Here is a 14,373-nt window from a genome sequence, read left to right on the forward strand (position 1 = left end):
AGCTTAATGATTTTGTCCATATTTTTGTTTGCACTTATAATATAGACTTTTATTTTTTAAGCTGTGCTCTTTTATTAATTAAATACACAAAAAGTAACCATACAGCAAAAGTGAACAAGACCCATTCCAAATATATGGGGTAGAAATTCTATTTTGACAGGGTGGTAGTGACATTTTGATACCACGCAAATCCGTTTTTTCCCTTATTTTATTTTCTACTCTCTGTCAAAATATTACCATCCATCATACGGATCAGCCGACCTGCCATCCGGGCATTTTCCTCGGAGTGGGTAACCATCACGACGGTCGTTCCTTCACGATTCAGTTCAGTCAGGAGGTTCATCACTTCATTGCCGTTGACGGAATCCAGGTTTCCGGTCGGCTCATCCGCCAAGACGATATGCGGATTCGTGACGATGGCGCGGGCAATCGCCACACGTTGTTGCTGACCACCGGACAATTGTTGCGGGAAATGTTCCGAACGGTGGGCGATCTGCATCCGGTCGAGGGCAGCATTCACCCTTTCAACCCGTTCCTTCATAGAAACACCGGCATAGAGCAAGGGAAGTTCCACATTCTCAAAGACCGTCAATTCGTCTATCAGGTTAAAACTCTGAAAGACAAAACCGATATTTCCGTTCCGCAGGTCCGTACGGCTATTTTCCGTATATCGGGAAACTTCCTGCCCGAGAAACCACAGTTCGCCGTCCGTCGGGTTATCCAACAGCCCCAAGAGATTCAGCAATGTCGATTTGCCACAACCGGAAGGTCCCATGATTGCCAGGAATTCTCCTTCGTTTATTTCCAGATTAATGCCATTCAAGGCTGTCGTCTCCACACTTTCCGTGCAGAATACTTTCGTCAGGTTAATTGCTCGTATCATACTTATCTGTTTTTTATTTCATACTTATCATTTCATTTACTCATAACGTAGTGATGTCACCGGATTACGGGAGGCGGCACGCCAAGTCTGGACAACAACCGTCAGGATCGTAACCGACAATATAATCAGCCCTGCCAACGGGAACAGCCACCAGCCGATTGCCACCCGATAAGCGAAGTTGCTCAACCAGCGATCCATAAAAAGATATCCGACCGGACAGGCGATCACAAACGCAATCCCGACCCAACGCATATATTCGAAGCAGAACATCCTGACAATCCGGTCCGAATGCGCACCATTCACCTTACGAATTCCGATTTCCTTCGTCCGCTGTGCCGTCGAAAGGGCTACCAGCCCAAAAACGCCCATCATGGCGACAATAATAGCCAAAACGGTAAATATCAGAAACATTTGGCTCAGTTGCCGTTCACGGGCATAATTGTTTTTAAGGACATTCTTGAAAAATTGAGGAACAAAGAGATGATTAGGACGCATCTCTTCATATTTTTCTTTCAAGAACTTCAGCGTTTCCGCCTGTTTTCCCGGAGAGATTTTGACGTACATCTTATCAAGCAACTGATTGGTATAGTACATGAATACAGGCCGGATCTTTTCCCGTAACGGTTGGTAATTAAAATCTTTTACGATACCGATGATACGTGAGGTTCCGCGACCGGATAAAAAAGGACCTCCATTCAAGATCATGCCTACAGGATTTTCCACCTTCAACATTCTCCAGGCTGTTTCATTAATGACAATCGGCGTCACACCATACGCTCCGCTCCAGAATTTATCAGGATCAGCTTCAAGCACTTCCCCTTTCAACAACTCCAGTCCCAATGTTTGGAAGAAATCCTTATCTCCCACCAATCCGACCATCTCCAACGAATCGACCTTCCCGGCTCCATCCTGCCAACTGAATTTTGAAGTTTCCCAACGATATCCCTGTACAAAATCAGAAAGGTCGACTCCTATAGCTATACTTTCCACATACGGATTTTTCAACACTTCCTGTTTATACGGAATTGATTCTTCACGCCAGTCATCAACGTCCACGACAACCAGATTTTCAATGTTCACCCCTACATCTGCATTTTGTAAATAATGTAATTGTTTGAATGTTATCATCGTACCGATAATCATCGTGATCGCAATCACAAATTGAACACAGACCAACCCTTTGATCAACGCTCCTTTCTTTCCTGTCACTTTCCCCCCTTTAAATGCCAATAGTGGATTAACCGAGGACATATAAAAGGCCGGAAAAGCTCCCGCCAAACAACCGACACCCAAAATGCCGAACAGGACAAACAACAAAGTTTCCCAACTGAACATCAACCCGATATCCTTCCCGACAAACCGATTGAAAAGAGGCAACAGCAATTCCGTCAAGGCAAGTGCCAACAACAATGCCAGGAAAGCCTGCACGAGACTTTCCGAGAGGAATTGACTAATCAGCATCTTCCGCTTTGCACCCGTCACCTTCCGTATGCCGATCTCCTTGAATCGTTGGGAAGCACGCGCTGTCGACAATGTAGTAAAATTAAATGCTCCCATAAAGATTATCAAAGAAGCCAATACTGCAAATAAATAAACTTGCTGCATATTGCCATGATTGCAGACATCATCCGGCTCTTTAAAAGTCGTATGCAAATGAATGTCTGTCAAAGGTTGAAGATCCAACGGCTTTCCCCATTGCGAGCGGTCGACCCACAGATTACGCATCATCTGCCTATCCGTATCGGTCAACTTCAGACCTTTCTTCAGCTGGACATAAACGTGCATCCGCTCCGACCACCCCCAATTATTCTCATCCTCTTTATTATAGGATAGAAAAGAGTTCCAACCGATCAATACGTCAAACTGAATATGACTTTTACGAGGGACTTTCAATACGGCGGCAATTTTATAAGGCCGTTGTTCTCTCCAGAAATTATGAATAATTTCTTTTCCTACAGCCGAAGCATCACCAAACATTCTCTTTGCCGTCTCCTCCGAAATTACAATCTGTTGCGGGTCTTTCTTCATCAACTTGGGATCACCGGCTATGACCGGGAAATCGAATACATCAAAGAACGTCGTGTCCACATACGCCAGTTTCGCTACAATAAAATCATCCCCATAATGAAAATCAGCGGTACTACTATATTTAACAAATGTAGCATTCTCTACTTTCGGAAAATCTTTTCTGAATATCCCGCTTAACGGTGTAACCGTAGACGGGACTTGCCCATCAGCATGCTCGATTTCCCGGATCACCCGGTAAATCTCATTCCGGTTCTTATTAAAATCCTCAAACGTCAACTCATCTACAATCCAAAGATAAATCAAGAATGCGGCCGTCATCCCGACCACAAAGCCCAGCATATTGATGGACGAAAACAGGAAACTCCGCTTAATCAGCCGGAGTGCGACTTTTACATAATGTTTCAGCATATCTTTTCTCTATTATTTTATTCATAACGTAGTGATGTCACCGGATTACGGGAGGCGGCACGCCAAGTCTGGACAACAACCGTCAACATCGTTATCAGCAAGATGATGCAACCGGCCAGCGGAAACAGCCACCAACTGATTGCCGTCTGATAAGCAAAGTTGCTTATCCAGCGAAGCATCAACAGATAGCTCAACGGGCAGGCGATTAGAAACGCAATCCCGACCCCAACCATATATTCCCGGCAGAACATCCACACGATCCGGCGGGAATGTGCTCCGTTCACCTTCCTGACGCCGATCTCTTTCGTACGTTGCACCGTCGACAAAGCAACCAAGCCGAACACCCCCATCATGGCGACAATGATAGCCAGCACCGTAAAAACCAAGAACATCCGGCCGAGCTGCCGCTCATGAGCATAATTCAGATTCAAAGCGTCCGAGAAAAAACGATAGGTAAAGACGTTATCCGGACGCATCTTCTCATACTCGTCTTTCAGGAACTTCAATGTCTCGGCTCTATTCTCAGGAGAGATCTTTATATATAATGTATTCAACAGCCGGCGGGAATAATACAGATAAGCCGGTTTCACTTTCTCACGCAACGGCTGGAAGTTAAAATCCTTCACGATACCGACGATCCGCGATGTCTCTCCGTACCACCCTTTATTCTGTAAAAGCATACCGACCGGATCTTCCACATTCATCATTTTCCAGGCCGTTTCATTAATGACAATCGGCAACTCTTTTTCATAGGCACCGTCCATATAGGCCTTTTTATCCGCTCCAAACGGCATTCCTTTCAACAGGGTCAAGCCCAATGTCTCCATAAAATCACCATCACCGGCCACTCCGACCATTTTCAGCGAATCGACCTGTCCGGCCTCGTTCATCCAGCTGAACGAGTTTTCCTCCGTTCGATGTCCCTGAAGATAATTCGAAAGCTCCACTCCTCCGGTCACAGACCTGACATTCGGGTTCTTCAACACCTCCTGCTTATAATCATCAATTCCATAACCGCCCATGTAGGACATAAAGTCGAAAAGTCCGCAATCGGCAACCACCATGTCTTCCTTGTCCAGTCCCAAATCCGCATTTTGCAGATAATGAAGTTGTTTGAATACGACAGAAGTACAAAAGATCATTACTATGGCGATAACAAACTGTACACACACCAGACCTTTGACCAACGCGCCTTTTTTCCCGGCGGGATTTCCTCCCCTAAAAGATTGCAGCGGATTAAACCGCGACATATAAAAAGCGGGAAACGCTCCCGCCAAGCAGCCGACTCCGATAATCCCAAACAGGACAAACAATAGGGTCTGCCAACTGGCTGTCAGCACAATATCCTTTTCCACAAACCGGTTGAAAAGCGGCAACAGCAATTCCGTCAACGCCAATGCCAGTATCAACGACAGGAACGCCTGTACCAGACTCTCCGACAGAAATTGCATCACCAGGGCCTTCCGCTTGGCTCCTGTCACTTTCCGGACGCCGATTTCCTTAAAACGTTGGGAGGCGCGTGCCGTAGACAAAGTTGTGAAATTGAATGCTCCCATAAAAACGATCAGGACAGCCAAAGCCGTAAACAGATAAATCTGCGACATATTCCCGTGATTGCCGACTTCCGGATCTTTAAATGAAGTATGCAGATGGATATCTTTCAGCGGTTGGAAATCCAAAAGCATTCCTCTCTCTTTATGGTTTAACCAGAAACGACTCATCTTCCGCCAATCCGCTTCTGATAAAACCGCACCTTTTCTTAACTGGATATAAACGTTTGTCCCCTCGACAAAATCCCAATTCATCTGTTCGTAATAGGCCTGTTCGCTCAACAGGACCTCAAACTTGATATGGCTTTTACGCGGGACTTTCAGGACTGCCGCCACTTTATAACGAAAAGTCTGCCCGAAAAACTGGCAGGTAACTTCTCTCCCGACAACCGAAGCCCCGCCAAACAATTTCTTTGCTGCCGACTCCGCCAGCACGATTTGTTGCGGATCTTTCTTTATCAGACCGGGATCGCCGGCGATAACAGGAAAACTGAATACATCGAAAAAAGTCGTATCGACATACTTATAGGCAGCTTCGATCAGATCGGTGCCCGAATGCAGGCTCAAAGTTCCGAAATTCAACATAAAAGTAGCATTCTCCACCTGTGGGAATTCTTCCCGGAATGCCTTGCTCAACGGCGCCACCGTATAGGCAGACTTCTTCACTTGTCCGCTTGCCTCCTGTTCTACCGCAATTATCCGGTAGATCGAATCCCGGTTAATTTGAAAATCCTCAAAGGCCGACTCATCCACAATCCAGAGATAGATCAGGAAAGCAGCCGTCATACCTAACACGAACCCCAGCATATTGATGGAAGAAAACAGGAAACTCCGCTTGATCAGCCGGAGCGCGACTTTAACATAGTGTTTAAACATAGGACTGTTTTTTATAAATTACCCAACATAAAGCAAATGCCATGCCATTTCCAGAACCGACTTATTCACAACCACATACAGAGGTTCATCTTTTTGCCGACTGTCCACTTCCGTACACACTACGTGCAAAAACGCACGAAAGTATCCCTCTTACTGCTTGTCTTGACAGATTTTGATACGGTTATCTCAGATAAAATTAGTCTATCTCGGAACTTTTGACTAATTTCGCACCAATATTTTAAATGAATGTAAAAAAGATACGACGATGGTGAAGAGATCTGTTTTAGCGTTATTTATTGTATTGTCATTCAGCAGTAATCGGGTAGAGGCACAAGATGTTAATATAATCAGCGGGAATCAGTTGAACAAAACGGTCCAGACTGCTGTTCCCGATACATTTCCTTTATTAGACTTGGAAGAAACGGAACTGGATAAAATTCCTGATCTCAGGGCACAGTTCGAAAAACTCAATAGCAGCTACTCATCTCCCGCCACACCGAGTGAAAACTTACTCCGTTTTTTAAAGAAAGACGAGATTGAGTTATCGCCGGAGGCACAATATTGGGTAAATTGGGTACGTGACCCGTCTACCATCATCAGCCCGTGGGCAACCTTGCGGGATACGACAATCGTCAATCCGCTGTTCACTCCTATTCTGTTCAAGGGAGGGCTTATCCCGAAAGACCTGCAATTGTATGACAAGGACTTTATTGCAAAACAACGTCCCGACTTTCCATTGTTCAAGCCGGATACTACTTTGTTCCAAGACGAAACATTGAAGAACAAGTTGCAGAATAGCGCATATAATTATGTACGTGTAAACTACCCGGAATATTTTCGCTATTCGGAACGTGACCTGCCGACAGATGTCGTTAAAACGCATGTTATCAAGAAAGTGACATACGAACCGGAACTGATCAAAATAGAAAGTGATCCGAATGCATTCAGCGATGTGGATGCTCCGGTAAAATTCATTCCGGAACGTCGCTACTGGACTTCCCATTTCGAAAGTGCCATCCAGTTTGCCCAGAATTATATTTCCCCAAACTGGCATAAGGGAGGCGTGAGCACTTTGAACCTGACCAACCGCCAATATTTCGTGTACAATTATAATAAGGACAAAGTGCAGTTCACAAACGAACTGGAATGGAAAACGAATGTCTATACGGCTCCAAAAGACACGTTGCGCGATTACAAGATCGGTGACGATGTGTTGCGGCTCCACAGTAACATCGGTTATAAAGCCTTCAATAAGTGGTTCTATACATTCGATGCCACTTTCCAGACACAGCTTTTCAGCAACTATGCCGAAAATACCGACAACAAACTGGCCGGCTTCCTTTCGCCGTTCAACATCAACCTCGGTGTCGGTATGAAATATGACCTGAACAAGAAATTTCCCAATAGCCGACATAAGAAATTGACATTGTCTGCCAACCTCGCTCCGCTCTCTTATACATTTATGTATAGCACGAACAAGGACATCGATTTGGGACGTCACGGTTTCAAAAAGGATGAAGCCACAGGCAAATACGAACGAAAATTAAGCCAATTCGGTTCCACGATAAACGCGACCATGACATTCCAGTTCAACCGGAATGTAAGCTGGTATTCGCGTTTCTACTATTTTACCAGTTACGACCGCATGTTGGGTGAATTCGAAAACCGCCTGACAATGGCTATCAGCCGTTTCTTCTCGACCACCATATCGTTGAACTTACGTTACGATGACGCAGTCACCAAGAAAGAAGATTTCGACAGTTATCTTCAGATCAACGAGCTGTTGAGCTTCGGGTTTAATTACAAATGGTAAGACAAAGTCTATTATTTCCATAATAAACTTTGTTAATCGTGACATAATTTCCAAATAATACGTACTTTTGCCTCGGTTTTGCAATGTCGAGATTACAAATATGAGCGAAAGTATCAATCACAATGGGGTTATAGAGAAGATCGACGGCGGTACGGTCTATGTCAGGATCATCCAGCAATCGGCTTGCTCCGGGTGCCATGCGCGAAGCATGTGCGCGGCATCCGAGAGTAAAGTAAAGATTATCGAGGTTCCGGACAACTCTGGACAATTCCATGTAAATGAAGAAGTCCAGTTATGCGGACAAAGTTCACTGGGCCTGCAGGCCGTACTTCTTGCATTTATATTTCCGCTAATAATAGTTCTTGCGACTATTGTAACAGGTACAAGTATGCAATGGGAAGAAACCACAAGCGGGTTAACCGGATTACTGCTCTTAGTTCCTTATTATTGCATATTATACATTTTACGCGACAAACTAAAAAGGCGATTCATTTTTACTTTGAAAAAACTTAATTGACAAACATATCATGATTTTAATTGCCGTTATTTCATTAGGAGCGATTGGAGCCATCGGCGCAGTTTTTCTATACGCCGCCTCCAAGAAGTTTGAAGTATACGAAGATCCTCGTATCGCACAAGTCCAGGAGGTATTGCCCGGAGCCAATTGCGGAGGTTGTGGATACCCCGGATGCGGTGGTTTTGCTACGGCTTGTGTAAAGGCCGACACATTGGACGGCCTGTTATGTCCCGTAGGCGGAGCGCCGGTAATGGGTAAAGTAGCCACGATCCTCGGAAAGGAAGCTGCCAGTGCTGAGCCGATGGTTGCCGTTGTGCGTTGCAACGGAACCTGTGCCGCCCGTCCGCGCACCAATCAATACGACGGTGTGCAGAGTTGTGCGATTGCTTCTACCCTGTATGGCGGAGAGACCGGCTGTTCATTCGGTTGCCTGGGTTATGGCGACTGTGTGGCTGCATGTAACTTCGACGCCATCCACATCAACCTGGAGACAGGACTTCCGGAAGTGGACGAAGACAAATGTACTTCATGCGGAGCTTGCGTAAAAGCTTGCCCGAAAAACATCATCGAACTGCGTAAGAAAGGGCCCAAGTCACGCCGTATCTTCGTTAGCTGTGTAAACAAAGACAAAGGCGGAGTAGCCAAGAAAGCATGTGCCAACGCTTGTATCGGTTGTGGCAAATGTGCAAAGGAATGCCCGTTCGAAGCAATCACAGTGGAAAACAACGTGGCCTACATCGATTACACCAAATGCCGTTTATGCCGCAAATGTGTAGCCGTATGTCCGACCGGAGCCATCCACGAATTGAACTTCCCGCCGCGTAAAGAAGCAGCTCCGGCTGTGGACGCCGACAAAGTAAAACCGGCAACAGCTCCGAAACCAGCTGCGCCAAAGGCTGGAGTTCCGAAAGCAGAAGCAAAACCGGAGGGACCAAAGGCAGAAGCACCGGCGACAAACGCTACGCCAAAAGCAGAAACTCCCAAAGTTGAAACAAAAGAAGAAACAAATCAAAAATAAAATCTAATAGTATGCTAAGGACATTTCGAATCGGAGGTATACATCCGCCCGAAAATAAATTGTCTGCCGGTAAGAAGATTACCGCGTTAGCTGCTCCTAAGCAGGTAATCATACCGCTCAGTCAGCACATCGGGGCCCCGGCCCAGGCAGTGGTCAAGAAGGGTGATCTGGTTAAAGTAGGAACACTTGTCGCCAAGGCAGGAGGTTTCGTCTCCGCCAACATCCACTCGTCGGTATCCGGTAAAGTAAACAAAATAGATAACGCTCTCGACTCAAGCGGCTACAAACGCCCCGCCATCTACATCGACGTGGAAGGAGACGAATGGGAAGAAACGATTGACCGTAGCGACGCCTTGGTAAAAGACTGTACGTTGTCCTCTAAAGAGATCGTCGACAAGATTGCAGCAGCCGGTATCGTAGGTCTGGGTGGCGCAACTTTCCCGACACAGGTGAAGTTGATGCCGCCTCCGGGAAGCAAGGCGGAGATTATCATTATCAACGCTGTAGAGTGTGAACCGTATCTGACTTCCGATCATTCCCTGATGATGGAGAAAGGCGAACAAATCCTGGTGGGCGTTACATTGCTCATGAAGGCGGTAAACGTAAACAAAGCCGTTATCGGCATTGAAAACAATAAACCCGACGCAATCGCCCATTTGACGAAGCTGGCGGCCGCTTATCCCGGTATCGAGATCATGCCGTTGAAAGTGCAATATCCGCAGGGAGGTGAAAAGCAGTTGATCGATGCCGTGATCCGTCGCCAGGTAAAGAGCGGCGCACTGCCTATCTCGGCCGGAGCCGTCGTGCAGAACGTAGGAACAGCCTACGCTGTCTACGAAGCCGTCCAGAAGAACAAACCGTTGTTCGAACGTGTCGTAACCGTAACCGGGAAGGCTGTAGCCACTCCGTCGAACTTCCTGGTCCGTATGGGTACGCCTATCAACACGCTGATCGAAGCAGCCGGCGGCATCCCTGAGAACACGGGTAAGATTATCGGTGGAGGCCCGATGATGGGTAAAGCATTGGTCAGCGCCGAAGTGCCGGTAACCAAAGGCAGTTCCGGCGTATTGCTCCTGACTAAGGAAGAATCCGTCCGTAAACCGATGCAAGACTGTATCCGTTGCGCCAAATGCGTGAACGTTTGCCCGATGGGGCTGAACCCGGCCTTCCTGATGAAGTTCACCGTCTATAAAGACTGGGAAAAAGCCGAGGCAGGCTACATTCAGGATTGCATCGAATGCGGTTCCTGTAGCTATACTTGTCCCGCCAACCGCCCGCTATTGGATCAGATCCGGTTGGGAAAAGGCAAAGTAATGGGTATTATTCGTGCAAGAAAGTCATAAAACAAGAGCAATATGGAAAACAAATTATACGTATCTCCCTCGCCCCACATTCATGGCGGCGACAGCATAAGCAAAAATATGTACGGTGTACTGATTGCCCTTGTTCCGGCTTTCCTGGTATCACTCTACTTTTTCGGACTGGGTGCGCTGATCGTAACCGTAGCTTCGGTTTTCTTCTGCGTCCTGTTCGAATATCTGATTCAGAAGTTCCTGATGAAAAAGGAACCGACCATTTACGACGGTTCGGCCATCCTGACCGGCGTTTTGCTGGCGTTCAACCTGCCGTCTAACCTGCCGGTCTGGATCATCGCCATCGGTGCGCTGGCTGCCATCGGTATCGGTAAGATGTCGTTCGGCGGTCTGGGTAACAACATCTTCAACCCGGCACTGACAGGACGTATCTTCCTGCTGATCTCCTTCCCGGCACAGATGACCACCTGGCCCGTTGTCGGACAATTGACATCTTATGCAGATGCGACGACTGGCGCAACCGTTCTTTCCCTGATGAACGAGGGAGCGCTCGACAAGATGCCGACACTCAGCGACATGCTGGTCGGTAACATGGGCGGTAGCCTTGGTGAAGTCAGCGCATTCGCACTGCTGTTAGGTATGTTCTATATGTTATGGAAGAAGATTATCACTTGGCAGGTTCCGGTTTCCATCTTCGTCACGGTATTTGTCTTTACAGGTATCATGCACCTGGTGAATCCGGTCCAATACGCAAGCCCGTTCGTCCATCTGTTATCCGGAGGTCTGATGTTGGGAGCCATCTTCATGGCGACCGACTATGTGACTTCTCCGATGAGCAAGAGCGGCATGATTGTCTACGGTGTCGGCATTGGTATCCTGACAACGGTGATCCGTCTGTTCGGTTCTTATCCCGAAGGTATGTCATTTGCCATCTTCATCATGAATGGAGTTACTCCGCTAATCAACAGTTATATGAAACCTAAACATTTCGGAGGAAAATAAGCATGGCAAAACTAAAATCAACATTACCCAATATGTTCCTTTCACTCACCATCATCTGTGTAGTGGCAGGAGCAATATTAGCAGGTGTGAACATGTACACCACCGGCCCGATTGCCGCCACCAAAGCCGCTGCGCTGGAAGAGGCGATCAAAGCGGTGACGCCGGATTTCGATAACAAGCCGACCGAGCAGGCTTATATGGCTGTTACGGCAGACGGCGATTCGCTGAAGATCTATCCGGCCACCAAAGGCGGCCAATTCGTTGGCGCAGCCGTAGAAAGTAATACGAAGAAAGGGTTCAGCGGCGAAATCAAAGTGATCGTAGGCTTCGATGCCGAGGGCAAACTATTGAACTACTCCGTGCTGCAACATGCCGAGACTCCGGGCTTAGGCGCCAAGATGCAGGAATGGTTCCGCGCTGACAAGAACAAACAGAGCGTATTAGGACGTAACCTGGCAGACGGCGAACTGAAAGTATCCAAAGACGGTGGCGATGTAGACGCGATCACAGCGGCAACCATCACCAGCCGCGCATTCCTGAACGCGGTGAACCGCGCTTACAGCGCATTCGCCGGTGCCGACGGAATGACCGGGGCAACCACATCATCCGATAACACAACTAAAGAGGGAGGAAACGACAATGAGTAACCTGAAAATATTGATGAATGGTGTCATCAAAGAGAACCCGACATTCGTATTGCTATTAGGTATGTGCCCGACATTAGGTACGACCTCTTCCGCTCTCAACGGTATGAGTATGGGACTTGCAACCATGTTTGTATTGATCTGCTCCAACATCGTGATTTCGGCCTTGAAGAACCTGATCCCCGACATGGTGCGTATTCCGGCTTTCATTGTCGTGATCGCAACCTTCGTGACGGTTGTCCAGATGTGTATGGAGGCTTTCGTACCGGCTTTGTATGCAAGCTTGGGCTTGTTTATCCCGTTGATCGTTGTAAACTGTATCGTGCTGGGACGTGCCGAAGCATTCGCTGCCAAGAACGGCATCATCCCCTCCGCTTTCGACGGATTGGGTATGGGACTGGGCTTCACGATGGCCTTGACATTGTTAGGGGCTGTCCGCGAGTTGCTGGGAACCGGCAAGTTGTTCAACCTGACATTGATGCCCGAACAATACGGTTCACTGATTTTCGTACTGGCTCCGGGTGCTTTCATCGCGCTGGGATATTTGGTCGCTATTGTAAACAAACTGCGTAAAGCTTAAAAACGAACGATATGGAATATATATTGATCTTTATTGCCGCCGTATTCGTAAACAACGTTGTACTGGCACAGTTCTTAGGTATCTGCCCGTTCCTGGGCGTATCCAAGAAGGTGGAAACGGCAGCCGGTATGGGCGCCGCCGTGACTTTCGTATTGACGATCGCTACTGTCGTAACGTTCCTCGTACAAAAATATATTCTGGATGCTTTTGGATTGGGCTTTATGCAGACCATCAGCTTCATCCTGATCATTGCCGCATTGGTACAGATGGTGGAAATCATCCTGAAGAAAGTCTCTCCGGCCCTTTATCAGGCGCTTGGCGTGTTTCTTCCTCTGATCACGACAAACTGTTGTATCCTGGGTGTAGCCATCCTCGTAATACAAAAAGAATATAATTTATTGGAATCCGTTGTATATGCAATCTCTACAGCTATTGGATTTGCGTTAGCTTTGATTATCTTTGCAGGTGTCAGAGAACAATTAGCAATGACAAATGTTCCCGATGGCATGAAAGGAACCCCGATCGCCCTTATCACAGCAGGTCTGTTAGCGATGGCTTTCATGGGTTTTTCAGGGATTGTGTAATTACTAATCTAAATAAACACTAAGATGAAACAAAAGATTTTAGTAGCAGGTGGAACTGGTTACATCGGATCACACACCACAGTAGAACTGCAAAACGCAGGTTATGAAGTAGTCATCATCGACGACCTGTCTAACTCCAATATAGAAGTATTGGACGGTATCGAACGCATCACAGGCATCCGTCCTGAATTCATCCAACTGGACCTGAAAGACAAGGAAGCAACCCGCGAAGCGTTGAAAGCTCATCCGGGAATCAAAGGCATCATCCTGTTCGCCGCCAGCAAAGCAGTAGGCGAATCCGTACAGCAGCCGTTGAAATACTACCGAAACAACGTCGTTACACTGGTAAACCTGTTGGAACTGATGCCGGAATTCGATATCGAAGGTATCGTGTTCTCATCTTCCTGCACCGTTTACGGACAGCCTGACCCTGAAAACCTGCCTGTAACCGAGAACGCACCGATCAAACCGGCCACTTCTCCTTACGGAAACACGAAGCAGATCAACGAAGAGATCATCCGCGACACGATCCACGCCGGCGCTCCTTTCAAGAGCATCATCCTGCGCTACTTCAACCCGATCGGAGCACATCCGACAGCAGAGATCGGCGAATTGCCTAACGGCGTTCCTCAGAACCTGATCCCGTATCTGACACAAACGGCTATGGGCATACGCAAGGAGTTGAGCGTGTTCGGCGACGATTATGACACGCCTGACGGCTCTTGCATCCGCGACTATATCAACGTCGTCGATCTGGCTAAGGCTCACGTGATCGCCATGGACCGTATGTTGGGCGGCAAGTCTCTGGAAAATGTGGAAATCTTCAACCTCGGAACCGGCAACGGTGTTTCCGTATTGGAGCTGATCAACACGTTCGAAGCTGCAACAGGCGTTAAAGTCCCGCACAAGATCGTAGGCCGCCGCGAAGGGGATATCGAAAAGGTTTGGGCCAATCCCGAACGCGCCAATAAAGTCTTAGGCTGGAAAGCAACAGAAACGCTCGCCGATACATTGGCTTCCGCCTGGAAATGGCAGGAGAGACTGCGCGAACGCGGTATCATGTAATCGGAAACATCCTCATTATTGATAAAAAGGGAAGCATCAGCCGATGTTTCCCTTTTTACATTTCACCTTCACACACCTTCTAAACCTCTATC

Annotated in this window: 12 protein-coding genes; 9 read left to right on the plus strand and 3 right to left on the minus strand. The window is 47.4% G+C overall.

The window, feature by feature from the left end:
* Positions 1 to 208: 208 nt before the first annotated feature.
* From ACW6QF_RS01000 to ACW6QF_RS01010, 3 genes are read right to left on the minus strand one after another with little or no spacing between them, the layout of a single operon-like run.
* Positions 209 to 883: an ABC transporter ATP-binding protein gene (locus ACW6QF_RS01000; protein WP_456086487.1), complete on the minus strand. Its 675-nt coding sequence runs from the start codon at positions 881 to 883 to the stop codon at positions 209 to 211.
* Between the two features lie 36 nt (positions 884 to 919).
* Positions 920 to 3,319 (minus strand): ABC transporter permease, encoded by a 2,400-nt coding sequence (locus ACW6QF_RS01005; protein ID WP_456086488.1) that lies wholly within the window; start codon positions 3,317 to 3,319, stop codon positions 920 to 922.
* A gap of 17 nt (positions 3,320 to 3,336) precedes the next feature.
* Positions 3,337 to 5,745, minus strand: a complete 2,409-nt coding sequence (locus tag ACW6QF_RS01010) for an ABC transporter permease (RefSeq protein WP_456086489.1) — start codon at positions 5,743 to 5,745, stop codon at positions 3,337 to 3,339.
* A 265-nt stretch (positions 5,746 to 6,010) separates the two neighbouring features.
* Here ACW6QF_RS01010 and ACW6QF_RS01015 point away from each other — a divergent pair, with 265 nt between their 5' ends.
* The 9 genes from ACW6QF_RS01015 (at position 6,011) to galE (ending at position 14,281) form a co-directional block, all read left to right on the plus strand.
* The gene (locus tag ACW6QF_RS01015; protein ID WP_456086490.1) at positions 6,011 to 7,558 is read left to right on the plus strand and encodes a DUF3078 domain-containing protein; all 1,548 of its coding nucleotides are present in this window, start codon (positions 6,011 to 6,013) and stop codon (positions 7,556 to 7,558) included.
* 100 nt (positions 7,559 to 7,658) lie between these two features.
* A complete protein-coding gene (locus tag ACW6QF_RS01020) occupies positions 7,659 to 8,075 on the plus strand; it encodes a SoxR reducing system RseC family protein (RefSeq protein ID WP_456086491.1) in 417 nt (138 codons plus the stop codon).
* A gap of 10 nt (positions 8,076 to 8,085) precedes the next feature.
* On the plus strand, positions 8,086 to 9,093 hold the full coding sequence (locus ACW6QF_RS01025; RefSeq protein ID WP_456086492.1) for a Fe-S cluster domain-containing protein: 1,008 nt from the start codon (positions 8,086 to 8,088) through the stop codon (positions 9,091 to 9,093).
* A gap of 11 nt (positions 9,094 to 9,104) precedes the next feature.
* Entirely contained in the window at positions 9,105 to 10,436 is a 1,332-nt protein-coding gene (rsxC, locus tag ACW6QF_RS01030; RefSeq protein WP_456086493.1) for an electron transport complex subunit RsxC, read from the plus strand.
* A gap of 12 nt (positions 10,437 to 10,448) precedes the next feature.
* Positions 10,449 to 11,408: an RnfABCDGE type electron transport complex subunit D gene (locus ACW6QF_RS01035; RefSeq protein ID WP_456086494.1), complete on the plus strand. Its 960-nt coding sequence runs from the start codon at positions 10,449 to 10,451 to the stop codon at positions 11,406 to 11,408.
* Between the two features lie 2 nt (positions 11,409 to 11,410).
* On the plus strand, positions 11,411 to 12,055 hold the full coding sequence (locus ACW6QF_RS01040) for an RnfABCDGE type electron transport complex subunit G (protein WP_298555112.1): 645 nt from the start codon (positions 11,411 to 11,413) through the stop codon (positions 12,053 to 12,055).
* Positions 12,048 to 12,632, plus strand: a complete 585-nt coding sequence (locus ACW6QF_RS01045; RefSeq protein ID WP_298555115.1) for an RnfABCDGE type electron transport complex subunit E — start codon at positions 12,048 to 12,050, stop codon at positions 12,630 to 12,632. The genes ACW6QF_RS01040 and ACW6QF_RS01045 overlap by 8 nt, the downstream gene beginning before the upstream one ends.
* 11 nt (positions 12,633 to 12,643) lie before the next feature.
* The gene (gene rsxA, locus ACW6QF_RS01050; protein WP_293733327.1) at positions 12,644 to 13,216 is read left to right on the plus strand and encodes an electron transport complex subunit RsxA; all 573 of its coding nucleotides are present in this window, start codon (positions 12,644 to 12,646) and stop codon (positions 13,214 to 13,216) included.
* 24 nt (positions 13,217 to 13,240) lie between these two features.
* Positions 13,241 to 14,281, plus strand: coding sequence for a UDP-glucose 4-epimerase GalE (galE, locus tag ACW6QF_RS01055; RefSeq protein WP_298555119.1), 1,041 nt, complete (start codon positions 13,241 to 13,243; stop codon positions 14,279 to 14,281).
* Positions 14,282 to 14,373: the final 92 nt, after the last annotated feature.

Source organism: Parabacteroides sp. (genome assembly GCF_977054455.1).

Bases quoted from the DNA above. Each gene is read 5' to 3' on its own strand.
- ACW6QF_RS01000 (WP_456086487.1), bottom strand. From the start codon at position 883: ATGATACGAGCAATTAACCTGACGAAAGTATTCTGCACGGAAAGTGTG.
- ACW6QF_RS01005 (WP_456086488.1), bottom strand. From the start codon at position 3,319: ATGCTGAAACATTATGTAAAAGTCGCACTCCGGCTGATTAAGCGGAGT.
- ACW6QF_RS01010 (WP_456086489.1), bottom strand. From the start codon at position 5,745: ATGTTTAAACACTATGTTAAAGTCGCGCTCCGGCTGATCAAGCGGAGT.
- ACW6QF_RS01015 (WP_456086490.1), top strand. From the start codon at position 6,011: ATGGTGAAGAGATCTGTTTTAGCGTTATTTATTGTATTGTCATTCAGC.
- ACW6QF_RS01020 (WP_456086491.1), top strand. From the start codon at position 7,659: ATGAGCGAAAGTATCAATCACAATGGGGTTATAGAGAAGATCGACGGC.
- ACW6QF_RS01025 (WP_456086492.1), top strand. From the start codon at position 8,086: ATGATTTTAATTGCCGTTATTTCATTAGGAGCGATTGGAGCCATCGGC.
- rsxC (WP_456086493.1), top strand. From the start codon at position 9,105: ATGCTAAGGACATTTCGAATCGGAGGTATACATCCGCCCGAAAATAAA.
- ACW6QF_RS01035 (WP_456086494.1), top strand. From the start codon at position 10,449: ATGGAAAACAAATTATACGTATCTCCCTCGCCCCACATTCATGGCGGC.
- ACW6QF_RS01040 (WP_298555112.1), top strand. From the start codon at position 11,411: ATGGCAAAACTAAAATCAACATTACCCAATATGTTCCTTTCACTCACC.
- ACW6QF_RS01045 (WP_298555115.1), top strand. From the start codon at position 12,048: ATGAGTAACCTGAAAATATTGATGAATGGTGTCATCAAAGAGAACCCG.
- rsxA (WP_293733327.1), top strand. From the start codon at position 12,644: ATGGAATATATATTGATCTTTATTGCCGCCGTATTCGTAAACAACGTT.
- galE (WP_298555119.1), top strand. From the start codon at position 13,241: ATGAAACAAAAGATTTTAGTAGCAGGTGGAACTGGTTACATCGGATCA.